This is a genomic window from Paenibacillus sp. cl123, assembly GCF_900101595.1.
Classification (GTDB): Bacteria; Bacillota; Bacilli; order Paenibacillales; family NBRC-103111; genus Paenibacillus_G.
Window position 1 is genome coordinate 58,474 of record NZ_FMYY01000021.1, and the last position, 25,308, is coordinate 83,781.

15 protein-coding genes are annotated in these 25,308 nt (G+C 51.1%); 1 reads left to right on the forward strand and 14 read right to left on the reverse strand.

What is annotated here, in order from left to right; translation table 11 throughout:
* Positions 1 to 267: 267 nt before the first annotated feature.
* Positions 268 to 474 carry a hypothetical protein gene (locus tag BLR08_RS24295; protein ID WP_072336355.1) on the reverse strand — a complete coding sequence of 69 codons (207 nt, stop codon included), beginning with the start codon at positions 472 to 474 and terminating at the stop codon, positions 268 to 270.
* A 564-nt stretch (positions 475 to 1,038) separates the two neighbouring features.
* Here BLR08_RS24295 and BLR08_RS24300 point away from each other — a divergent pair.
* On the forward strand, positions 1,039 to 2,001 hold the full coding sequence (locus tag BLR08_RS24300; protein WP_072336352.1) for a hypothetical protein: 963 nt from the start codon (positions 1,039 to 1,041) through the stop codon (positions 1,999 to 2,001).
* 828 nt (positions 2,002 to 2,829) lie between these two features.
* Here BLR08_RS24300 and BLR08_RS24305 read toward each other — a convergent pair.
* The 13 genes from BLR08_RS24305 to BLR08_RS24365 all read right to left on the reverse strand — a co-directional run bounded on the left by BLR08_RS24305 (position 2,830) and on the right by BLR08_RS24365 (position 25,169).
* The gene (locus BLR08_RS24305; RefSeq protein WP_072336348.1) at positions 2,830 to 4,446 is read right to left on the reverse strand and encodes a response regulator; all 1,617 of its coding nucleotides are present in this window, start codon (positions 4,444 to 4,446) and stop codon (positions 2,830 to 2,832) included.
* Position 4,447: 1 nt separating this feature from the next.
* Positions 4,448 to 6,211, reverse strand: a complete 1,764-nt coding sequence (locus tag BLR08_RS24310) for a cache domain-containing sensor histidine kinase (RefSeq protein ID WP_072336345.1) — start codon at positions 6,209 to 6,211, stop codon at positions 4,448 to 4,450.
* Between the two features lie 160 nt (positions 6,212 to 6,371).
* On the reverse strand, positions 6,372 to 7,736 hold the full coding sequence (locus tag BLR08_RS24315) for an FAD-dependent oxidoreductase (protein ID WP_072336342.1): 1,365 nt from the start codon (positions 7,734 to 7,736) through the stop codon (positions 6,372 to 6,374).
* 165 nt (positions 7,737 to 7,901) lie between these two features.
* Positions 7,902 to 8,912 (reverse strand): glycoside hydrolase family 130 protein, encoded by a 1,011-nt coding sequence (locus BLR08_RS24320; protein WP_072336339.1) that lies wholly within the window; start codon positions 8,910 to 8,912, stop codon positions 7,902 to 7,904.
* A 98-nt stretch (positions 8,913 to 9,010) separates the two neighbouring features.
* Positions 9,011 to 9,883 carry a carbohydrate ABC transporter permease gene (locus BLR08_RS24325; protein ID WP_072336336.1) on the reverse strand — a complete coding sequence of 291 codons (873 nt, stop codon included), beginning with the start codon at positions 9,881 to 9,883 and terminating at the stop codon, positions 9,011 to 9,013.
* Positions 9,884 to 9,897: 14 nt separating this feature from the next.
* Positions 9,898 to 10,794 carry a carbohydrate ABC transporter permease gene (locus BLR08_RS24330; protein WP_072336333.1) on the reverse strand — a complete coding sequence of 299 codons (897 nt, stop codon included), beginning with the start codon at positions 10,792 to 10,794 and terminating at the stop codon, positions 9,898 to 9,900.
* A 118-nt stretch (positions 10,795 to 10,912) separates the two neighbouring features.
* The gene (locus BLR08_RS24335) at positions 10,913 to 12,289 is read right to left on the reverse strand and encodes an ABC transporter substrate-binding protein (protein WP_072336330.1); all 1,377 of its coding nucleotides are present in this window, start codon (positions 12,287 to 12,289) and stop codon (positions 10,913 to 10,915) included.
* Between the two features lie 351 nt (positions 12,290 to 12,640).
* Positions 12,641 to 13,117, reverse strand: a complete 477-nt coding sequence (locus BLR08_RS24340; RefSeq protein ID WP_072336327.1) for a hypothetical protein — start codon at positions 13,115 to 13,117, stop codon at positions 12,641 to 12,643.
* 3 nt (positions 13,118 to 13,120) lie between these two features.
* Positions 13,121 to 17,785: an RHS repeat-associated core domain-containing protein gene (locus tag BLR08_RS24345; protein ID WP_072336324.1), complete on the reverse strand. Its 4,665-nt coding sequence runs from the start codon at positions 17,783 to 17,785 to the stop codon at positions 13,121 to 13,123.
* A 24-nt stretch (positions 17,786 to 17,809) separates the two neighbouring features.
* Positions 17,810 to 19,720 (reverse strand): glycoside hydrolase family 78 protein, encoded by a 1,911-nt coding sequence (locus tag BLR08_RS24350; RefSeq protein ID WP_072336321.1) that lies wholly within the window; start codon positions 19,718 to 19,720, stop codon positions 17,810 to 17,812.
* Between the two features lie 72 nt (positions 19,721 to 19,792).
* Complete coding sequence (locus tag BLR08_RS24355; protein ID WP_072336318.1) at positions 19,793 to 22,207, reverse strand: fibronectin type III domain-containing protein; 2,415 nt, start codon at positions 22,205 to 22,207, stop codon at positions 19,793 to 19,795.
* 500 nt (positions 22,208 to 22,707) lie between these two features.
* On the reverse strand, positions 22,708 to 23,694 hold the full coding sequence (locus BLR08_RS24360; protein ID WP_072336316.1) for a helix-turn-helix domain-containing protein: 987 nt from the start codon (positions 23,692 to 23,694) through the stop codon (positions 22,708 to 22,710).
* Between the two features lie 116 nt (positions 23,695 to 23,810).
* Positions 23,811 to 25,169, reverse strand: a complete 1,359-nt coding sequence (locus BLR08_RS24365; RefSeq protein WP_072336313.1) for a hypothetical protein — start codon at positions 25,167 to 25,169, stop codon at positions 23,811 to 23,813.
* Positions 25,170 to 25,308: the final 139 nt, after the last annotated feature.

Below are 25,308 nucleotides of genomic sequence, written 5' to 3' on the forward strand. Positions count from 1 at the left end.
GTCCGGGATGCAGACGCACCGGACTACCCTTTTTTTACATGGCTAAGGAGACATATCGCGCATGGGACCAGGGTGCTGCCGCCTGCATGGCCGGAATGTGCCTGGCCGGACGAGCCGCCCCCGATGCGCAGCGGGTACGCATTGGCCCTGAGCGAGATGACAGGAAGCATCTTCATCTCGTCCGGTATTGCCCCCTTACCGAGCTGGCCCATCAAGTGAACAACCGGCTTCCGGGACGGCCTCTTGCTTATCGCGGACGCGCCCCGTTCAGCCCGCCCCGCCTGTCAATCCCAATCGCTCATACTGCTCTGCCGGCGCATCGTGCTCCCGCATGAGCTGCGCCATATGTTCGATCATCCGCGTCGGCGCCAGATCGATGAGCTGCGTCAGCCTTTGCCGGTAATGGTAAAACGACCGCCCGGCCTTCTTCGGACCGGCATCCGTTTGCCGCGGCAGCTTGGTCGCCTGCTCCATGGATTGTCCCCCTTCTCGTCTTAGCCTTATTGTAATCGCCTTCATAACCGGGCAAAAGAATTGTGTTTTTACAATGATGTGTATTTTTCTTACTTTTCATCTCAGCCTCTGACCAATCGGCAGCCTGAATGCCGCCATTAGAGCATTGATTATTTTTGTCGTTTGTTTACGTTTCGTGTAATTCCGAAAATAACTTCCCTTCCGATGATGATGTTCGACGCCTTGATTAGCACTTTTTAATTTCATTTTCTAAATTTTTATTCACAAACGATTATAAACAACAATATTCATTTACATATTTCCGTTAATTTGTTAATATTTAATTGCGGTTTTCGCCGCATCAACAAAAATCGAAGAGAAAAGGAGGCGACAACTATTATGGGATATGGGTAGCGCCGCACAAACGATTGAAAGCGTTTTACTAATAGTGGAGCTTCACAGCCGGATTTATGAACATAGCAGCCGCTTAGCTGAACGAGGAGGACGAATAATTTAGACAAAACGATCTGGCCGAAGATATCGAGGACATGGATGAAGAAATCCAATTTAAAGGAGGAAATTTTTATGTTATATCGTTTCTCCACCTGGAAACTTCAGCAGCGCTTGATCTTGCTTCTAGTTGCGCTGCTTGGCGCCGCCAGTATAGCGCCGGGCACGGCGGACGCAGCGTATTACAACACCTATTCGACGGTCGCTACGCTCGGTAACGCCAATGGCTGCAACGCCGCTCAAGGCTTTGCCGTCGGGTCCACCTACGTTTATTCCGTCAAAATAAACGGCGATGAAAGCAAGGCCGTCATTTACCGGACCAAAATGAGCGACGGCACGACGACGCTTATGACCAACGGAGATAATGGAACCAATTATGCCACCTACCTCGGCCATGCCAACGACGTGGCGCTCAGTACGATCAACGGAGAATATTATATGTTCGTCGTTACGATGAAAGCCGGCAGCATGAGTCTCGTGAAGCTCAAGTATGTAGGAACGACCTATTACAAAGTCGGCAACTATACGATCAAATACAACGGCGCGGAAAAAGCCATGTCCGGCGTCAAAATTATGAGCAAAGACGCGAACAACATCCACTTTCTCCTCAAAACCGGGCGAACCTATTATAAAGGCTCACTCCCTCTGACCGCCAACAGTGGCACCATCAACGTAATCGACGGTTTTTACCTCAATATTGAAGATGCGCTGGTCAACGGCAGCAAAGTATCCAATATCACCTCGTTTGTCTTCCAAGGCTTCGGTTATCACAACAACACGCTTTACGTCCCGCTAACGTATCAGAATGTCAGCATCGTGCTTGTGTACCGCAATATATCCACAGCCTCGGGCACCATACAGGCCGACAATAATCTGTCATTCCGCGTGACGTCTGCCGCCTACCCCGATCTATTTGAAATCGAAGGCGTCGGAATCGCCAACGGAGATAAGCTGTGGTTCAGCACCAACCGACGAACTCAGCCGGGCGACACCGCTCATGACGGTGTGCATTATTTCAATAATTTCAGCGCCTCCTGACATGTCCATTAGCTTCCTTGCAGATTCAGCGCGTCTTCCAGCAGCGGCTGCCCCAAAAGGCCGTCCCAGAAGCAGGTTTTCACTTGATGGGACAATTCGGCTGGAAGTTGTGCGAAAATACGTATAAAACGATCTTGTGCGGCGGTCGGAGTTCAGGAGTTGTATGGAAAAACGTATAAAACCCTCTCCTGTGGCGGTCGAAGTCGAGGCGTTGTGCGGAAAAACGTATAAAACCCTCTCCTGCGGCGATCGAACTTGAGGCGTTGTGCGAAAAAACGTATAAAACTCTCTCCTGTGGCCGTCGAAGTCGAGGCGTTGTGCGAAAAAACGTATAAGCCCTCCCCAGTGGCCGTCGAAGTCGAGGCGTTGTGCGAAAATACGTATATAACCCTCCCCTGTGGCCGTCGAAGCCGAGGCGTTGTGCGAAAAAACGTATATAACCCTCCCCTGTGGCGGTCGAAGTCGAGGCGTTGTACGGAAAAACGTATAAAACTCTCTCCTGTGACCGTCGAAGCCGAGAGTTGTGCGAAAATACGTATATAACCCTCCCCTGTGGCCGTCGAAGTAAGAGGGTCCCGGGAGTAGCTGTTACTACTTAAGACTTCAAGTAAACAAAAAACTTAGCAATAACACCTAATCGCGTCTTCCTTTCAAACAAGTCCCGTCTCCAAAGCGTTTACCTGCCTGAAAAAGTTCCAAATTTCAAGTAAAGGAAGCTCCGACTCCACTTAGAACAGTGGCGTCGGAGCTTCTTTTTACAAAGGACATCTAGCTCTGATGAGACAGCCTCTTCCCCACTCAAAGCCCCTTGCCCGGCTAATTCTCCGCTCACGCCTCCGGATGGTAGCTTTCCCGAAACTCCGACGGCGTCATCCCTGTCGTGCGCTTGAACGTTTCGCTGAAATATCTGCGCTCCTCATATCCGACCGCCGCGGCCACATCCTGAACGGGCATGCCGCCGATCAGCAGCGATTTCGCCTTCTGCATGCGCTCCGACGTGACGTATTGCGTCAGCGTCATCCCCATCACCTTCTTGAACAAGCTGGAATAATAGCTGACGCTCAAGTGAACGGAGGCTGCGCATTCGCCGACCGTCAAATCCTGCTCCAGCCTGCCGCTCACATACTCCAGCGATTTGTAGATGATCCGCTGCCCCTCGGACAACGTATTTCGCCGCACCAGCTCTCCGCCTTCCCGGCATAAGGCCGCAAGCATATGCTCCAGCCCCGAAGTGGCTGCGCCCGAGCCGCCTACTGCTTCTTTGTACGCTTGGATGAGCGGCTGCAGCTCGCCCAGCGCCACAAGCTCGTACAAGGTGCGGATGATGGAAGCGGCCAGCTCCTCGAAATGGCTGAGCAAATAATCCGGATGCGGACGCGGCTCTTGCTTGTGCAGCTCCGCGGACATCTGCATGAGCAGCTCCGCCGCGCGCTCGCCGTTGCCCGCACGGAGAGCCAGCAGCACCTCTTCCTTGCCTTCCAGCGCGACCGGCGACTGTTTGTCCGAGCGGGGGAGCTCATCATAACCGATCGCACCGTTGCCCTCCGTAAACAAATGATAGGCCAAAGCGCGGTCCGCCTGCCTGTACGAGTCCGGCAGCTCGGCGACCGATTCCGCTCTGCCGCCGACCCCGACAGACACCGTAAACTTGGTGAACGCCTCAATGTTTCGGCAGCAGTTCTCCGCGATCCGCGTTGCCGTAAGCTCGGCCGGCACGTTCAATATGGCGACGAAGCGGTTCTCCTTCGAGCGAAAAAACACGCACCGGGCATGCTGCCGGATCGTCTCCTCGGCAATATTTTGCAGGGAGAAGCGGATCAGCTCGATCTCATGGATGGACAGCTCGGCGACCCGCTCGTGAAATCCGTCGATCTCCAGCAGCATGACGATAAGATCATGGGGGTCGATGTCCATCTTCAGAAACGCCCAGCGCTGGGAAGCTTGCTCCCAAGGCGTGCGATGATGTACAAGCAGCGACATGTATTCCTGCCGGAGCAGAGGCATGCTCTCCCGCAGCTTGATCTCCATCCCTTGAATGTTCAGCAGCTCGGCCTGCTCCTGCTTGATTTGCAGCATGGCCTTGCGCACCGCCTCCACGATGTCCTCTTCGGTAAACGGCTTCACGACGTAATCGAACGCCCCGAGCTGAACCGCCTGCTTCGCATAATCGAAGTCGGTGTAGCTGCTGATAAGAATAACCTTGCAGGCGTGGCTGAGCTCCAGCAGCTTGCGAAGCATCGTCAGCCCGTCCATCCGCGGCATCCGGATATCCGTAATGACGATGTCGGGCTTCACCCTCGCCACCAGCTCAAGCCCGTCCTCTCCATTCGAAGCGGTGCCGGCCACCTCAATGCCCTCGCTGGCCCAATCTATAGCCGTCAAGCCGTCAACGACACTGCGGATATCGTCGATGACGCATACTGTAATCTTGTCTTGCCCGAGCATCCTAGAGCACCTCCTCCAACGGTATCGTAATCGTGGCCGTTACACCCTCTCCCTCGGCCCCTTCCAGGCTCAGTCCGGCCCGGTCGCCGTAATACAGCTCCAGCCGTCTCCTCAGATTGCCGATCGCATACCCGCTTCCCGCGCCGCGCCGCTCTCCCGTCGCTTTAGCGTCTGCCTGAGCCGACGGGGCCTTTGGCATACCCGCCCCGTTATCGATGACCTGAATGCAGCAGCTCTGCCCTTCCGGCGACTTGAAGGCGCGAATCCTGATGACGCCTCCGCCGTCCATCTGATCGAAGCCATGCACAATGCTGTTCTCGACGAGCGGCTGCAGCATAATGCGGGGAACGGCAAGCTCCCGCAGCTCATCGTCAGCCTCGATAGCATACGTAAACAACTGCTCGTAGCAGAATGTTTGCAGCTCCAGATATTGGCGGACATGCTGCAGCTCCTTGTCCAGCGTCGTCATCTCCTGTCCTTTATTAAGTCCAAGCTGAAACAGTCTGGATAAGGCGACGACCATCTTCTGCGAAGGCTCCACCTGATGCAGCTTCAGCTTCCAGTAGATCGTATTGAGCGTATTGTACAGAAAATGCGGGTCCATCTGCGCCGACAGCGCTTTGATTTCCGTCGCCCGCTTATTCGTCTCGGCTTCCTTCACCTCATCGATCAGCTTCACAATCTGCTCCAGCATCCGGTTGAACCGGAAGCCTACCTGCGCCAGCTCGTCATTGCTTTTGCTCTCGAAGCGGGCCGCCAGGTCGTTCAGCTCAACGCGCTTCATGACCTGCTGAAGCCCTCTGAGCGGCAAAAGCAAATAGCGGGTAAACGCGCCCGACACCAGGACCGTGAGCAAAAAACAGCCGGCGGTAATCGCGGCGATGATCCATTTGACATAGATCAGCTCCTTCAGCACATGATCCTTGGACTGAATGGCGACGACGGACCAATCGTTTAGGCCCAGACGCGCATAATTGAACAAATAAGCTTTCCCGTTCAGCTTATCGGGCGTATAGCCTGTCGGGCGCTCGTCCACAATCGAACCGAGCGCCCCGCTGGCAACGGCTTGGCCGATCAGCGCACTCGTCTCGCGCGCGACCGGCTTCCCGTCCCCGGCCAGCAGGAAACGCGCCGCCCCTCCGTCCGCGCCCGTGCTCAGCAGCTGGCGCAGCCCTTCCTCCCGAATATTCACGACGACGTATACATCCTTCACCGGGTCCTCGGAGATCGGCTGCAGGATGAGCGACACGACGCGATTTTTCCCGAGAAACAGCGTATCCTCATGCCCCTCGATCCAGATATTGCGCTTCTCCCGGGCGATTCGTGCGTACAGCGGCGTGTCTTCGAAGGAGACCTGGCGATTGCGGTTCATCGACAACGGGTAAAATTCGCCGATCGGCGTCGCCACATAAATGGAGTGAATGAGCGGCTCGGCGATGCGCGCCTGCGAGAACATATTGTCCAGCTCCGTCAACCGGGTAAAATAACGGCTCGCATCCCCGGCGTTCACATCCTTCAGCATGACGCGGAACGGCTGGCTGATCATAAATGTCATCATGACAAGCATCAGCTTGTTCAGCTTCTCGTCGACGATTTGCGCCGACTGCGAAACCGAATCCTGCGTCAGCTTCATCGCGTGGTTCTCTATTATCGAGGAAGTAATCGAATAGGACAGTCCTCCGGTCAGCAGGACGGACAATATCGTGACGACCAGAAAGGCCAGTCTCAGCTTGCTGCGGAACGAAAGCTTGCTGCGATCGAGCATTGGGAATTCCCTCCGTCCGTAAGGTAAAATGGCAGCTTGCTTTGCATATGGCGGCCATACGTCGATTATGTCACGGCTGCCCGGCCAATACAACGGGAACGGAACAGGGCGCAGCGACTTTTGCCGTCGCCCCGCCCTGTTCCTGTTAGTTGCTCAAGCCCTACCCGCCCGCAGCAGCGGATGCATAGTTGTCGCCCAGCCAGGCTCCCTGCTCCAGAAGCCGCTGCTGCAGCTCCGGCACGGAGACGTCGCGCGAGCTGCCGTTAACGCCCATTGCCATGGCCGCAGCCGTACCTGCCGCCTGACCCATGGCGAAGCAATTGGGCATGACGCGCAGCGAGCCTTGCACCGCCCGGTCCGAAGAAGCGGCCCGGCCCGGCACCCACAAATTGTCCACCCCTTCGGGGAGAAGCACCCGGTAAGGCACGCCGTGAGACTGGCCCGGCGCCAGATGCGTAAACGTCATGCTGCCTTTGCTGTTCGCCAGGTGAATATCGATATAATAAGCATTGCGGGCGATGTCGTCGGGGAAGGTCCGCGCCTCCATGAAATCCTCCGCCGTAAGCACATAATCGCCCCGGATGCGCCGGGTTTCCCGAATTCCTACCTGCTCGCCGCTGGCGATCAGATGAGCCTGCTCGAAACCCGGTACATAGTCACGGAAAAACTTCGTCTGACGCTCGGCCAGCTTCCGGCCTTCGATCGCTCCGCGCGTCAGGTCCTCCGCTTTCGTCCCGTCGATGCCGAAGACATGGCCGAAGTTTACGCCGACCAAATAGTCGTTAACCCAGGCAAGCCCCGAGATCGACTTGCGTCCTTCCGGCAGCGCGCCTTCCGCGATGGCGCGCTCCACCGTCTTGTGCAGCTGGCCCGTATCGCCGGTTTCCTCCAGAAAGCGCAGGAACCGCTGACGGTCGACATTCGCCAGCATGTAGCACATGCTGCCGGGCTGCAGTTCCCCCTGCTCCCCGCCTTTTTGGAAGGATACCCCAGCCAGCGCGGCAATATCCGCATCCCCGGTAGCGTCGATCACATAACGGCAACGGACGAAGGAACGACCCGTTTTGTTCACAATCACGATGCCCTCGATCGTTCTCCCATTCTCCGAGAGCACGACATCGTATACGAACGTATGGTACAGCAGCGACACGCCATGCTCGGCGGCCGCATCGTCGTATACCCGCTTCAGCACCTCCGGATCGATCGGCACCCAGTCCAGCGTATGCTCGTATTCGCGGCGGTAATCGGGGTTACAGGCCGCTTTCATCCGTTCCATCAATTCAAGCCCGATACCACGAATGATCGTCTTGCGCTTGTCCGTGAACGGGCAAAATGCCGGCACCAACGACACCGTACCCATTCCCCCGAGAAAGCCGCGCTGCTCGATAAGCAGCGTTTTCGCTCCGTTTTTCGCCGCGCTGATGGCCGCCGCTATGCCGGATGCCCCGCCGCCGACGACGACCACATCGACCTCCCGGGATACCGGCACCTTTTGCTCCGGCAGCGTGATTTGACCATTGCTCATCGTCTGTCTCCTCCATCCGTTCTGGGCAAGGAACGATCGTTCCCCGCCGCGGTTGCTTGTCTGCTTGCTTGACTGTTGTCTGCTTGCTTGACTGTTTGCTTCTTCATTTGCTTTTCAGCCGGTTTTCTGCCGGGCGTCACTTGCCCGATCCCGGTCTTGGTCTGTTTATTTTCCTTCCAAGCAGAGCTTCACCAAATCATCTACATGAGCGGTTGCCAGGCATTCCACCGTATCCGCCGCTCCGTAATAAATTTTGACCTCGCCCGACTCCTCCAGAATCATCCCGCCGGGAAAAATAACATGATTGCGGAAGCCGCCCGCTACCTCATACTCCGCTTCAGGCGCCAGCAGCGGCGTCCTCGACATTCCGACGATGCGGCTCGGGTCCTCGAGATCCAGCAGCATAATGCCGGCCGTATAGCGCTTCTTCCACGTAGGCTCCCAGCCGTTTTTGCCCCGCGACGGGTCCAGATCTACGGCATGGAAGGCGGTCAGCCAGCCCTTGTCGGTTTTCACAGGCGGAGCGCCCGGGCCTACCTTGTCATTGGCGAACGGCACGTGCTCCACGCCGAGCACCAGCTTGGAATTCCCCCAATATGCGAGGTCGGGAGAATCGCTCATCCACATATCGAAACGGTCGATGCCGCCGCGGCTGTACACCGGGAACGGGCGCTCCAGACGCACGAACTTCCCGCCGACACGCTCCGGAAACAGAACCATATTGCGGTTATCCGGTACAGATAAGCTCAGCACCTCGAAGCTGCTGAAATCCTCCGTTACGGCGATGCCGCCGCGCAGTCCATGCTTCGTGTCCACCGCAAAGCACATATAACACCGGCCGTCGATGACCGTCAATCTCGGGTCGTATACCCGAATGACCTCTTCGTCTCCCCAGCTCCAGCATGGCGTAGGCTGGACTTCCCAGCGCACGCCGTCGTCGCTGTACGCTAGGCCAAGATTCGTTGTGCTATGGGGCTCGATCGTCTCCTGCTCGGCATTTCCGTAGTCGTTGCGGAACACCATCACGTATTTGCCTTGGTACTTCGTTACTCCCGCATTAAACACCATGGCCGGTCCGTAAGGAACATCCTGAGGCGTAAGAAGCGGGTTATTCGGATGCCTGCGGATGATCGAACTCGATTGCAGCGGACCAATCTGTGCAGATAGATTCGTCATGGAAATATCTCCTTTGTCTTTTAACTTTAACTATATTGTACTTGCCTGCTCACACTCGCGGCCCCACCTGCAGCCCCGTCTCGCCTGTGCGCCTGCCGTCAGCCCTTGACCGAACCGGCTGTTACCTGCATGAACGATTTGTTCGCCAGAATATACACAATCAGCATCGGCAAAATCGATAGGCAAGCCCCTGCCATCATCAAGTGTACCTGCATGGCCGCAGATGAACCGTAACGAAGATTCGCCAGCCCCACGGTCAACGTCTGAAGCTTCGGATTCGTCATCGTAAACACGAGCGGCAGGATGTATTCATTCCACGCATGCCGAAAGGCGAACAGCCCCGACACGCCGAGCCCCGGCGCCAGCAGCGGCAGGATAATCGTAAAGAAGCTGCGGGTAAAGCTGGAACCATCCATCATCGCCGCTTCGTCCAGATCCCGCGGAATGGCTTTGAAGAAACCGAGCAAAATAAAGAATGTGCTTGCATGCGCGCTGATCAAAATTAGAATGACGCCCCACAGCGTCGTATTTAAATGAAGCTTCACCATCAGATCGAACTGCGGACGAAGCACAACCGCTCCGACGGAAATAAACATAGTTGACGCCTGAATGCCTACAAAAAGCGCCTTGCCCGGAAATGACCGCCGATCCACCACATACGCGGCCATAGCCGCCACCAGCAGCGTTCCGGCCGTGACCATCACGCTGAGGAACAAGCTGTTCCAGGTATATTGGGCGAAGTTCGTCTGCTTCCATGCTTCCGCGTAGTTGGCGAACCGCCATACTTCGGGCAGCAATCCGCCGCCGCTCATCAGCTCCGCGTTGCTCTTAAGCGAGCCGGAGAGCGTCATCAGCACCGGGAACAAGGTCAGCAAAGCCGTAACCAGCAGAAATGCCCACATGACGACCTGTCCTACCAGCTTCAACAAGCGGAAGGACGACGGATTCGTTTGTAATGCCTGTTCGTTCATAACCCGGACCTCCTCTAGAACACCTGGTTCATTTTCTTGCTGAGATAGTAGTAAAGCCCTGTAATCGCCCCGACAATGACCGCCGTCGCAAATCCGACCGCACTCCCGTACCCGATCTGCTGATCGACCGGAGCGCCTGTGGATACTGGGAACAGCAGCTTGTACAGGTAAAGATACATAACCTCGGTTTTGCCGATCGGCCCGCCTTCGGTCATAACCATAATGCTCTCGTAGCCCTTGAGCGAAGCGATAATCGCCAGCATAATAATCATCTGCATGACCGGTCCGAGCATCGGAATCGTAATATACCAGAACCGCTGGCGCGCGTTGGCTCCGTCGATCGCCGCGCTCTCGTACAGATCGTTCGGTATGCTCTGGAGACCGGCCAAAAACAGCAGCATATAGTTGCCGATCGCTCCCCATGCGGCCACAATAATGACCGTCAGCATCGCATACTTCGGCCCCAGCCATTCGATCGGCTGCGAGATGATGGCGTATTTCATCAGCAGTTGATTGACCATGCCGTTATAGGAATTGAAGATAACGTAGAATACGACCGATATGACCGCCGTACTTATGACCGTAGGCATGAAATAAATCGCCCTTAGCAGCCCGCGGCCGCGCAGCTTGCCGTTCAGGATGACCGCGAGCAGCAGCGAAAGCGGGATCGTCAGAATCAGCTTGCCAGCGGCATAAACGAACGTATTGACGACCGATTCCCAGAACTGCGCATCCCCGGCCAGCCTGCGGAAATTATCAAGACCGACAAACAGCTCCTGGCCGTAGCCAGGATAATCGTAAAACATGTAGCGGAGCACCCACAGCAGCGGGTAAATGCCCAAAGCAGCGGTCAATATGATGCTCGGGAAAAGAAAGAGGGTGTTTTCTCTCAGCCGTCTCCACACAACCATGTCCTATCCTCCTTCACAGCTTGCTTGCTTAAGATGTTTTTTGAGTCGCCGCAAACGGCGAAGGAGCTTTCGCGCGTATCCCTCGAAAGCTCCCTCCCGCTAAGGCTCTCTAGCCGGTTTATTTTCCTTGCAGCTTGCTAGGGTCGAACGCCGGGTCCGGTTTGATCTTCACGTCGCCCTTTTGAACCGCCTTATCCAGCGCCGCGTTGTAGCGGGTATTCAGATCCTGAACGATCTTGTCCAGATCCCCGCCGGTCAGCATATACTTGAAGAAAGCGTCGGCATAGTTTATGCCTTCCGGCGTCACATTCGGCGATACCGGCCAGAGCGAATCCAGCTTGCCTACGAGGAAGCCTTCCATGCCCGGCACCTGCGGCTGCTTAGCCTTCTCGGCGATGCTTGGCACGACCGCAATGCCGAAGCCCTTCTCATGATACGTTGTCAGCACGTCGTCGCCGTACATGAACTGAATGAATTTCCATGCCGCATCCTTATTCGGCGATTTCTCGCTCAAACCGAGCCATGTGCCCGCCGACACAATCTCCGAGGTGCCGCCCCGCTTGCCGTCCAGCGTCGGCGCGAGCGCTCCGCCCCAATTGATTTGGGTCGGGAACTGATCCTTGTACACGCCAGGCTCCGTCGAGAACGACAAGTACATCCCGATCTTCCCGGCCGCAAACTGCGCGCGCATCGGGTCGATGTCCAGCGTTTCCGCACCCGGCAGAATGCTTCCGTCCTCATACATCTGTTTGAAATACTTGATCGCCTCTCCGTACGGAGCAAAATCGAATTTGCCCGTCTTGATATCGTAGCCAAGCCCCTGATGTCCGCTTAAGGACAAAATTTCGCGGAGCGAGCGATCCATCGCGCTCTTCGGATTTTTGAAGTTAAGCGCAAAGCCGTAAACGCCGTCTTTTTTGCCGGCTTCGGTAATCTTCTTGGCCGCGTCCACCATCTCGGCAAGCGACTGCGGAGGGTTGGCGATGCCCGCCTTCGTGAACAAGTCCTTGTTGTACACCAGACGCAGCGTAAGACCCGTGTTCGGCAGCGAATACAGCTTGCCGTCGAAGCGATTGACCCCGTCGATCAGCACAGTGGCAAATTTCGTCTTGATCGCGTCGTCCAGATACGAATCAAGCGGAGCCAAGTATCCTTTTTTATAGAACGTTTCCGTATTCGCGCTCTTCAGACGAAGCACATCCGGCGCCTGATTGCTCGAAAAAGCGATATCAACGCTTTGGTTGTAATTTTCCGACATGACCGTCATTTCAACCTCAATGTTGTCCTTGTTCGAGGAGTTGAACTTGTTGATCAATTCCTTGATATATTCCTGGTCATGGCGATCGTCGGTCCAATATTTCACGACCTTCTTCTGCGCCGGCGGTGCGGCCTGCCCGCTGCCGTTATCTCCCGTCTGCGTTGCGTCTGCGCCGCCGCAGCCGGCTAAGCCAACTGTAAGCGCCACGCCTAACCCGAGCCCTGCCATTTTCTTCATATCCCATGCCCCTTTTCCTTTATATAGGATTGCTGCTTGCCTGTGTTCTTATTATAGACCGGGAGAACGCAAAAGAGAGTGGGGTGAGTCCACTCTCTTGGGTAACAAAACTATGATGGGGTGGTAAGAATAAAATCCACATGTTCAGGAATTTAGACAAAATCTTTGACAGACCTTTTCAGGAATCATCAGTATATCCATTACGCTTCAATTTTAGCTTCATGCGAGTTAGTGAAGCGCTGTTCCGCCGCGGCTCAATCGTAATTCAGCTATTTTCGCCATCTGTTGTATCGAGGCGGGCAAAAAAGAACCACAACGCGGGGGTTAATCGCATTGTGGTTTATAAAATTGCTACTTACGAAATATTCTTTTGATAAAAGATTTGTTACGAGACTTCTCAATATAATCATAAAACTGCTTATCGGGTAAACTTCTTACATCAATATCTCCATACGTTTCTAAGAATCTCTGATATTTATCCTTATAAAAATCTTTCAATCTAGTAATAAATATTTCTTTCGACAAGGGGAGTACCGTACCATCAGGTTGTGTTACTTGCATCGGAACGATTTCCCTATCAATAATTTCAAAAAATTCAAAACAACGCTCTAATCCCTTTTCAAACCAAGACAAGCAACCTTCAACACTCATTTCTACTAGGTAGCCATCTTTTTCTTGGACTCGTAAAATAAAAAACTCTCCAAGGATCAGAATGTCGTTTCTTTCTTGAACACTTATTCCATACTTACCTAGACTTTCAATAAACATATCCTTGAAGATATTTTCATGTTCTGGACGCAATTTAACAAAATAACTCTCCATTCCCATAACTCACTCAATCACCTTTACTGGTATTTTTTTCAGTCCCATTTGTCTCGCAGCTTCCCATCGGTGATGCCCGTTTATGATTTCATACGTTCCGTTTCCTAAATCTTTAACAAGAATCGGCTCCTCTATCTTGCCAGTTTCACTTATAGTTCTTTTGTGCTTGGATAACGCTTGTTGAGAAGGACCAATGTTAGGATTGCTAAACTCATCATAAGAATTAGGCTTGATCTTATCTATTTCTACATTTTTTCCGATATACTTTGCCTTAAGACCCTTAGCCCAATTCCACCCTTTCTGTGCTCCTGACTTAGCTCCGTTGTACGCGGCTGGGATACCCTCAACAATTGCAGCGCCTACAAAACCAGAGCATTGGTCATCATAAGCACATCCAATAAATGCGTCAGTAATACCAGTTGGGTCGCTTTCAATTCTAAAAGAACCTTCCGGATAATATTTGCCTTTGTACTCACCATTTTCATAAATTGGTTGACCAAAGTAATACTTATCATCGTTCCATTTCGAAGTACCAACATCGCGATTTACATCCTCTTGACCTTCGATACCTCCGTTACATCCACCAGGTCCTGACCACTTCCCATCAGCAGAAGTACACCAATGACCTGTAGGGTCAATATTCGTCAATGGATTGTTATGCACGTATGTGTATAGGTTAAGGCTCAAGGGGTTATTGATATCCCCTTCATACGTATCCTCATTAATAAAACGATGTATACTCGGATCGTACCAACGCGCACGTAAATACTGGAGCTTGGAGACAGAGTCCCATAACTCTCCGCTGTAACGGAAGGGATTCGGTACGCTTTCCTTTACATTCAGCGGATTGCCCCATATATCATAAGTATACTCATTTAATCGCGTTTGTCCCGTGCTGTCTCGCAGTTCGGTGACGTCCCCGTGCCCGTTATGAAGATAATAAGATAAGGCTTGGCCGTCGTCCATAGCCACAAGTCCTAAACCACGGATATACCTGGCTTTCCACTCCGCTTGGCCTTGAACAAGGCTTCCTTCAGCAATGACTTGATCGCCATTGTAGTAATACCTGGATGCCTCTCCCTGACTTGCCCGCTCCCATAACAGACCATCTCCGTTATAACGGTAGGTCGTCGTTTGACCATCCCTGGTAACACTCGTTAGTCGATCCCGTTTATCATACGTATACGTCGCATCAGATAATAATAAGCCTTCGCTTTCCTTACTTTTCGAAGTGGAGATTCGATTCAACTCATCATAGGTAAACGTCGCTTGTTCCCTGTTTGTTGCGATCGAAGTCTGGTTACCACCTGTATCATAACCATATGCATAACTACCCAGTACTTGACCCCCAGACTTCTTCTGGATCAAGGTGCTTAGCTGAAGTCCTTCATAGGTAAAATCTGAGATGACGCCATTGGCTTGCGAAATTTGCTTGAGCTTGTTATTTTTCCAATACGAATATTGGGCGTACGGGCTGCCAGTTGTTGTCGGCGCTACAGCTTGCAGGCGATCGCGGGAATCGTACTTGTAATAGACGTTCATATCGAACGGATCCTTGTAGTCCATTAACTTGCCGGTTTCATCGTAGTTATACTGGATCGTTTTGCCGTCCGGATAGGTAACCTTAGCCAGGCGGCCTGTCAGTTGGTCGTACGTATATAGGGTTTGCCCCGTGGCATCGTTCATCGTCAGGCGTCTGCCGCTTTGGTCGTACTGATACGAGATCGTTTCACCTTCGATGGGCTGACCGCTCGAGTTTAGCACTTCTTGCTTCTCAAGCCAATTTCGATTCGTAAAGGTTTGGCGGAACGTATCCCCATTGCGGTTCACGTAGCTTGTTCGGTTCCCATTCCCCTCATACCGGTATGTTTCCCTTTGATCTCCAGGAGTAATTAGCAGGATCGGACGACCCAACTCGTCCATTTTTTTGACACGTTCTTTTCCATCCGGGTAAATCATTTTCATTTGCGGAAAGAGATCTGCCGCAGGACTGTAGTCGTAGCGGGTCGTTTCCTGCTTCGCGTTCGTCACACTCTTCAGCCGATCCAATACATCGTAGGTATATAGCGTTTTGTAGCCCCGCGCATCCGTTGCTTCCAGCACCCGCCCTTCGTTGTCGTAAAGCAGGCTGGACAAGATTTGGGTCTGAAGGGTAGGCAGATTATTCACGATAACTTTTTTTGTTTCTTTGGTCTCGACCGGTCTGCCCAGTTTGTCCGAGGTTACCGTGATGATATAACCTTCCTGATCGGTCGTTTTCTTGGTCAGCAAAATATCATCGTATTCAACCGTACTGGAGGAAAGATCAGGGTATGTGGTTTTGTACAAACGATTCCAAGAATCATACTCGAACGTTGTGGCATTTCCCCGCGCATCTTCGGAGCGGGATAGCCTGCCGTAAGCATCATACCGGTATTTACTGGTGATCAGCCGCTCATTGATCCCCGTCATTTCTTTTAAGCCTGCAGGATTCCATTTTGTGTAGGTTTGCCCCCCTGTTTCATCTACAATAAGCAGGGAGTTGTCCATATCGTTATATTGAATGATGATTGCACTGCCATCCGGCTGGTTCGCTTGGAGCAACCGCCCTAAGCGATCATATTGGTATGTAGTCGCATTTTGGAGACTGTCCTTGCTTTTCGTTATGTTGCCGGTATGGGTATCATACTCGTATTCCTGAACGACTTGTGAGATAGTGCCATCAACCGCTGTCACTTGGGTCGTGGTTTTCGTTGGAAATTTGTTTCGGTACAGATCCGAATATTCGATATCTGTCACGGTGCTCTTTGCATTTCCTTGCTTGGTTTGAATTCGTCTGGGATTGCCGTAAGCATCAATCAGTTCGTATCGCTTCTCAAGCAAAAGCGTCCCTGTCGGGCTGCCGTCAAATACTTGCTCAACCTCAATCTTACGCTGCGCGTTACGCGTGAATACGGTATACCGTGTTTGCGTGTTGGATACAGGCTGTTTGATGCTTGTAAGCAAATGGGTTTGAGGATGATAGCCATACTCGGTTTTGACATTCATCGGGTCTATGGACCACATGACATTGCCGTGAGCATCATATTGTCTTGAGCTTGTATATACGCGAGTCTGACCTTGTGACGAATACGTCACCTGCTCCTGAGTCGGTTTAGTCAGCCGTCTCGCCCTATCATAGGTGTAATCGGTTGACACGGTTTGCTGCACACCGTTCCAGGTCGCTGTTTGCGTCATGTTAGAAGTAAAGAACACCATTGGAATTTCTTCGTTGCCGATGACTCTCTCACTATGGAACTGTGTCTGCAGCAGTCCGTTATTTACGGTAACCGAAAAATGGCTATTATTATCGCAACTCTCGGAATCCCCTACATATGAATACGTATGTTGTTGGATTTTTTGAATGGCTCCATTAGCTGCTTGCATGGAAATATATTTCTCTTTTAGCCGATATTCTTCCTCTTGGTGAGCGGGTCTACATCTTTTAACCGGGGTCTCCTCGTATACATATTCGCTTCTGGCACCAGTGGGATGAGTCACTCCGGTCAGTAAGCCAAAAGGGCGGTAGCGGTTATTCTCATAATAATTTAGCCGGTTGGCCTGTCCTATTTTGTAGTCATAGGTCGTTGTTCTCCCTTCCGCATCCCTAACTTTGCTGAGAAAACGAACGCCATCTTTGATTGTGGCTGCATATCGGACTTTTTGGTCGCCTTTGGTGAGTACTATACCCAGCGCATCGTTGTGAATGGTGATCGATTCGCCGGTATCGCTTGTAATCATGGAGGGAAACGCGCGCCCAAACGCATAACCTTGATCCTGGTAAGTAAAGCTGATCGTGTTGTTATACATATCTGTTATTTTCTCTAATCTTTTATACTCGTTAATCCCGGGTTCAAAGTGATATTTCGTCCCTGCCAGCGTGTGCACAACAAACCTGTTATTCTCTCGCTTGATGACCAAGTCACCGTAAGGATAACCCACCAAGTGGTAGTTGTCATTGCCTGTACTTTCGATTTTGTAGGCGCCGGAGCCCAGTTCTCCTTTTAAATATAAGTAGTACTGCTCATATCGATCCAAAATATAGGGGATGTCCCAGTCCCAACCGACTCCGAGTGGCTGGATACCTTCAATAGCAGACTTATTATGCCCGTAAGTGCGGGTGAGCGGGAACGAAAGCCCGTTTCTGCTTGAAATCACCATGTCGGTCGTTTCCAAGGAAAGCTCGCCAGACACGCTGGAGACCGACTCATATTTGGACGGTATGAAATAAGGAGCTTCTTCCGGCCTGGTATGAACTTCTTGTACGACATTCCGCGGAGCCATCAAAAAATCATGCTGCGTCTCCAGCGGGGCGTATACTTCACCGATGACGGTACTCTCCACTTCTTGAGAGCGATTTACATACTGCGGGCTAAGCTGGTTTAGACTCTCTATGAGATCGGCGCCCGTCTCCTTTTTTCTTTGGAACGCTGCTTTCGCTTCTTCCAGCGAGTAGCCTTGATGGAGAATGGTCTGAAGATCTTCATCGGAAACCTCGTATGCCTGCTTCCAGGAATCGAGGGCCTCTTCTTGCGCAGCCTCTCTTGCCGGAGATAAAGCTGCTGACGCACGTGCGATTTCTTCCCACGGCAGCATAGGCTGCACCAATAACCAAATCAAAATGACGCTGACGACACGAACCATCTTCTTCACCATACGTTCCTCCCGGTAAAGATCCCATTAGGGGATCAAGGTTTTGCTTTCGATATTCCCTCTGACATCGTAATGATATTGGATTCCGGTCTGATGAAAAGAAGGTTGGGTCGGTTCTGGAACCCCCGCCGGCAAAACCACCGTCCGCTGCGAAGGGAGCGACCATTCTTGCCCATCATAGGTAACGACTTTAAATGTCCACGTTCCCCCGGGGAGTGCCGTCAGTTGATGCTCCTTCAACGTTGATTTTATGATGCCCGACTGGTATCCGATTGTTTGCCAACCGTCTTTGGATCCCCAAACCCGATACGCGGCCTGTGGCTGCTGATTGGCATCGGTGTAGTTCCAGGTTAGCTTCGGGGTATTCATCGGCAACGCTTGTCCATCCGTATAGGAAGTGATGCCGGTCACAGGAAGCGGATTAACTGTAAAGGTATGCAAACCTGAGAATGGCGAGATTTCACCTTGACCGTCCTTGGTCCGAACCTTCCATGTATAAGCTTGTCCCCTTTGTAAATAACCAGCTGGCACCGTATAGGATGTGTTCCTGGATAATTGCCATCCCGAATGATGAAGAAGCGTGCCCGTAGTAGTATATACCGTTACTTCAAAAGCGGTTTGTCCATCCCCTGCATCAGGATCTTGAAAAGACCATCGTAAGGTCGGGGTGGTCGATGATGTCGTCAATCCTGTGCGAGCAGCGGTAAGATTTATGGGCATGGATGGCGTGTGCGAAACTGTAATGATCCCACGGTAAATAGCGCTGTCTGCTCCTCCTTTGCCGTCTGAAACTTGGACTTGCAAGTTTCTATACATACCTGCCGGAATATTATCCGTTGTCGTATCCCATGTTAGGGACCAGGTCGGGGTCGTATTCGTGTTAATCACATCCACCGACTTCAGTATCCCATGCAGCGTTGCGGACACGGTAACCATATCGTTATCCGAGTCGTGGACAGTTCCGCTGAGCGTGATCGTGTGACTGGCACTTCCTTTACTAACAACTTGATTCGCTTGCGTAAGGCTGATTTTCGGAAATTGATTTAATATAGCCGCATAATAAGCCTTGCCCGCCCCCCAGTCACTCATGGTAATAGCCTTCGTTTCACTTGACAAGGAGGGAAAGAGGTTGGTGACGTCTTTAATTGTAGAATTATGCTTCATTTTTACGGTGTTATCGTTGTATAACACATAATACTCGGTACGGGTGGGCCAAAAATCATCGTCAATGGCAATAGATTTGGCACCAACAAGGCTTGGAAATTTATTTGTGACATCGGTTACGTCCGTCCCATTTTTCCTTAACACTCTCTGATCGTTGTACAAAACATAATAAGAAGAATATCCGTCCACTGCTATTGACTTGGAATTTTCCAAGGGAGGAAAGTCGTTACTAAGCACACTGAAAGCAGAATCCGTTTCATTGCTTTTCATCACATGATAAACCGTATTATTTTCATAAAGAACATAATATTTATAAAAGTAGGGCGGGGAGGTGAAATTGTGATAATCAGCGGCAATTGACTTGGCGTGAGTTAAGTCAGGAAATAGATAGGATACATTGTCTTCTAGGGTGATCGTGCCATTTAACTTTACCTTTCTCGACACGACAGGTCCCATGGGGGTTGTGCTGGTGGCTTGAAGGTTGCCTCGTGTCAAATTATACACTTGCTCTGTCACGGAGCCGTATACATTATTCTGAACGGTTTCCTTCGACAGTAAAAATTTATTGCGCCCTTCATCAAGAATACGGGACTGATGAGCTAGACCAAAGCGTTGTCCCATAGCAGAACCCGCAAATTTTAAAGAACGGGGCTGAAGGGCGTCTCGATGTAAGGAACTTGCCTCCGCTTGCGGTGTGAAAGCCGTAAGCGGACTTAGTAGTATGCAGATGATTAAGATGAATCGCCATGATTTTGATTGCAATGCTTTTAACATGATCGCATCTCCTTAAATACTTGATCTGTAACTGTTGTTTCGCTTCCGCGGCGTCCTTTGTTTAATTAATACTTACGGAACAAGATCCACCCTCATCAAATTCCCATTCGCATCATAAGTATGCTTCAGCTTTTGCCCCGAGGAGAAGCGAATATAATCAACTCTGCCTCTCGCATCATACTTGTACTCGTAATTCCCAGTGTACCGGTATACAGTCTTGCTCGGCTGAGATTCATTCGCCGCTGCATCCACGGCTCTGACACTCAGACTATAAAGCTGGTTGGCACCCATATTCGAGACCACATAACTTGTAGATGCCGTCGTGCCAAGCAAAGCTGGTCCACTGTAAACGCGGTACTGCGTCACGCCAATGTTATCTGTCGAAGCGGTCCATCCCAGCGTAACTGAGTTAGCTGTTTGACTGACGATCCTCAGATTTCCCGGAGCTGTCGGAGGCTGGCTGTCTCCGCCGACAACTAATGTGTTGCTCGGCCCCGATACACTTCCGAACGAATTGCGGGCTTTGACCGTAAACGTGTAATTGCCAGTGGCAGTCAATCCATTGAAGATGTAGCTGGTGTTATTCGTAACGTCCAAGGGAGAACCATTAAGGAGAATATCGTAGCTGACCGGACCTAAAGAATCTGTTGAGGCGTCCCAAAGCAAGGTTACACTGCTGCTGGTTCTACTGCCCACACGCAAATTAGACGGCACAGCTGGAGTCGAGTTGGCACCGATATAGCTGATCACCGGGTCCCAGGCTGTGCTATCGGCATAAGTGGTTACATTCTTATTCACAATGAAATAAATACCGTCACCCGCAATCACGTTCGTAGTCAGGTCAACGTTATAGCCTACCCCATCATTAAACCCAATTAAATGCCAACCAGAACTCGGCCACAGCTGTGTTTGGTTTTTCATTATCTTAACCCTGACGCCATCTCCAAAGCTCGTATCTCCCTTTCTAACATTGCCCGTGATGCGCACTGTTCCAGGAGCAGACGCTGTCCACTTGCGGGCGGAGTCCTTGACATCCGGATGATGACCAAGTGCAAATACTAAGTTGTAGGTGCTCGTTCCCTTCCAACGATAGTTAGCGGCATCCCAAGTCATAGGAGTGAAAGCGATCCCATCCCATTCTAGGTAACTCCAATTATTCGCCCCCTGGGTAGAACTGAAGCCCGCTGAAGCGCTGCTCGGATCATCCACATTATATGTAATATACACCCAGGCAAAGTCCACATAGCTGTTGTCGTCCCACACGGCTCCTCCGTACACCACACCACTCGGGCCCAGCAGAGAACGCACCGTATCTCCTGAAATATCCACATACGCCCGGCCGCCCGTAACTGCAGTTGTCCGTCCGATCCAGTTGGCCGAGCGGCCATCGCTCCCTGGAGCCGGCGCGTTCAATCCAAAGCCATACAAATTTCCATACTCTGCGCGAGTCAAATACACATCGACATCACGTCCGCCATTTAACGCGTAGCCGCCCATATTTTCAAAACGGACATTCGTAATCTTGGAAATATCAATATTGGGCGTATCGATATAAATTTTATTGGTCCAGGTCGTTGACCGCGGATCAACTCCATGTGTGTTCGTAGTCGTCGTTGGGTCAATCAAAATCGGATAGGTTAGTCCGGTGTCGTTAAGTTCAAATTGCAGGCGAATATCTCCGTTGTTTGACACGAGATTCACCGACAGCCGATCATAACGGTATTCGGAGCTCGAGCTGTCCTGTACCCACATTTGAGGAATTGAGAATTCAAGTTGATCGTTCCCATTCAAAAAATCGACGGACCCGTCCGGATTGAGCCGGGGAGTGACATCCCTGGTATTCATTAAAAAGCTGAACGTTTTAGGGGCTTGGGGCGCTTTAAGCAGCAATTCCATTTTCAAGGAATCCTGTAGCGTAGTATATTTCAGATCCGTGCTGTCCCAAGCATCAACGAAAGTCAAACTATTGTTGATGATGATACCTTCCGTTTGGTTCGTGTGTTCCGGTTCATAAGAAACAGAATGGTTGTTAGACTCAAACTGAAGAGGCTGGTTGCTCCTATTGTTGAATTTTGCCTTGAAATTGTTTTTCCGTACTGAGTGGCTAAATTTAGCTTCCGAGCTGTCCGGTACGATGTGGGTATCTATTTCCTGCCAGAGGGAGCCTTCCTGATAGTGCAAAGAATAAGGAGAGCTGACCACGGTTTCCGTACGATCGCTGTTCAGATAGGTTTTGGTGGTACGGCTTCTTTTTTCGGGCAGTTCCTTGAGAATGACAGGTTTTGCTTGGGGAAGAAACTGCTCAAACGCTCTTGTAAAACGTGTCGGGTCGTACACTTGCTTGGTCACTCCCACCGAGTCGCTTCTGAGTTCCGAATCGGTTACCGGGTTCGTTAATAGCGGGGCAGCACGCTCGGCTTGCAGCGAAGTAGGAAAAGTAAGCAAGATAACAAAAAGCCAAAGTACAATAAAGCGACAGTTGTTCATAGCACTCACCTTTGCAAATAGACTGGTTTACTTACTCCAATTGATCGTAAATATCAATCAAGAGCGCTTACAAATGATGTTAACAAACACATATAAACACAAATTTCCACAAAAAGCATTATCCGATTTTGTAATATTTTGTCGATTCCTTTATGAATTTCCTTTTATAAAGACTTTTTTAGAATTTGTTCCCAGTTCCGGGGACATTACGGACAATCGTGTAGGCGGCTCCCCATTCGATGAGCAACTGACTTTACCCACAAGTTCATCGCCATATGCGAACAAGCGAATAGACTCATGCGCAGGCTTCAGAGGTCTATCACTGATTCTGGTTTGGCGACTTGGCTCCTCCCGCGACCGGACCTCACCGGCTGGTAGTTGCATGATTAACTGAACACGCTTAACCCCCTAAAGCCCCTGGCCGTCAGGCCAGGGGCTTCCGAACATCACGTTATTTTCTTACAAACAAGCTCAACGATCATGTCACTGCCTTCTGAGTATCAGCTTCTCCCCGACTTCCCTTTATAGTCAACGGGACTTATACCGTTATATTTCTTGAATACCTTGGAGAAATAGGTGCGATCGGAGTAACCCAGCATAGCGGCGATCATTTCAACCGACATCTCTTTGTCTTTGATCATCTCAAGCGCGATATTCATCTTGTGACGATCCACATAATCAGTGAAATTGATGCCTGTCATCTTCTTGAAATACCTTGAGAAGTAACTCGGATTGAGGTATAAATGATTCGCTATGGACACCAGAGAAATATTCTCGGAGAGATGTTCCGATATATAGCGATCAATGGCTTTTAGCTTCTGCCTATCGATACCCTCATCTTCATCAGGGATACTCTCGCGCAATATCGCGCTGATGCGCTCCAGAACACACTTCAAGGTTTCTTGCTGACGCATCGTACTTTCTAAGTTGGAGTGAAATATGTTGCATTCCTTGTCATAACCGGAATCGTATTCCAGGAGTCGTACCCATTGAGATAATTGGGCAATGAACGAGGTTGGCGATATCTTGTCGGCCGCGGACTGTTTAGCGTATTTGTCTATCATATGGGACAGGGCAGCCATATCTTTCTCATGAAAAGCGCGGAACAGCTTTTCCTTTAAACCCTCTTGCTGAGCGACTTCATGATACTCACTACGGCCATGTCTTTGTGTCATTATGCCGATCGAATCGGTGTCATAATAAAGCTCTCTATTGTACAACCGCAATTCCTCAAGGGCCCTCCCGATCTGTCCCATGCTTTGGAACTCATAGCTATACACCATATAAATTTCAATCTTTAAGTAATTCCTTACCTTGCTCTGCAGATCGGCAGTGAACAGACGGAAAAACTCATGGACATTCACGGTCAAATCTCGTCGATAATTTATTAGAAGATGCAAATCCAGCTTCTCGCCCGTGAAAACCGTAATCCCGGAAAAACTGCCGGCCAGCTCCTGTGCAATATTATATACCGCGTAATAAATCAATTGCGTATCCTTCAGATTGTAGCTTTGGATGAATGAGGAATAGTCGATATGGATCAGACCCGCCCTGAGGAAAGGCTCCCTCCACTCGATTCCGAGTTTCCTGCCGGACTTCAGCGCTATTTCCGAGTGATCGCCAGATATTTAGATAAATTGGCTGCTACGTAAGCCTTTCCGGGAATGGCGACCATCGGAAAGAAAATCGTTTCCGCTCCTTGATCCGTTATGCGGAAAGGAGTAAATTCCTCCACTTCAATCACGGTAGAATCGCCGTGCTCGGTAATCCGCTTCACTTTCAGACCATATCCCGATCCGTCGGCGAATTTCGTTTGGATTCGCTGACCGATCCATGCGTCAGGAGTTGAGAGCTTGCCTTTCACGGTAATCGTATTGCCTCTTACTACGGGATCAAGCGCCATATTAAGAGAAGCCGTTGATGCTGCAGTGATTTCCAGCAGCTGCGAGTCATAACCGAATAAAGTATGAGTTTGTTCCACTACTTGTCCTGGCCCGTATACATAGCTGAACAGGAGTTTGCCAGTTGCCGCATCGATTCTCGCAAAGGCAATAGAGCCTGCGAAGGTAATTCCATAGAGGCTGCGCTCTGTAGAGTCACCGCTTGTATAGATGATATCCTGGTATTTACCGCTGTTCACGACGGCAAAGCTCGTCATCGGAGCCGCATCATCCGGTTGATGCCACTCTACACGGGAAATCTCGCCCGTTTGATCTTGTCTGAATATTTCATGAACGGCGCCGTATTGCGTAATTTCGGTACTGTCGGAGACAATTTTTCTTCTGACGAGATGAGGCGTCATATACTTGGATTCATCAGCTTTCGTTTCAATCCTTCTTGCTGTTGGAATACTCGATACAAATACGTCGGAGCCGCTAACCCCGCTCAGGAATGTACGGACGGATGCCCCCGTTTGTTGTCCTGTCCAGGTCATGGAGAAGCTGTTGTCGCCGGCGCCAGCCTTCGGATTCCTCAATTGATTCCTATCTGTGGACAAACCTTCCGTACTGTTAATGCTGACCAAATAGTCCTGCAGGCTGGCTTTTCCCGTATCCGTAAGCTGGATTCCTTCCACCTGAACATCCATGTTTTCCAATTCTGCGCCACGTTGATAAATTTCATGCGCCTGACCGCCCTGCATCCACGTCAAATCAAAGGTACAGTTGCGGTTTCCGTCCAGATTGATCATCATAAGCAATCTCCGATTCATGGTCGCGCCTTTGCCTTCCGGTCCCGGATTCGAGCCTTCCACCAGCTGCACCTTTTTACCGTTTGCCGCTCCCGAATCGTAAGCCAATAACGCAGGCTTTGTCCATGCATCTGCCGATCCTGTATTTGCTCCGTCTTCCCTCCATATCCACGGCATATTTCTCCAATACGGCCGCATCGACGGATAGCGCACGGTAGAGCCGCTGCCATCGCCGTAGCTGGTCCTATTTACATACCCGGTATGCGGCAGCATCTCGACTCCGGCCCCTCACAGATCAAGGGCTAAAAAGTTCGTATGGGTATGGCCGCCTGAAAAACCAAGATCCGTAGGCTGGAACAACAGTCCGGCATGCGTAGCTTCGTTTTTATCTCCTTGAAAAAGACCGTAATAC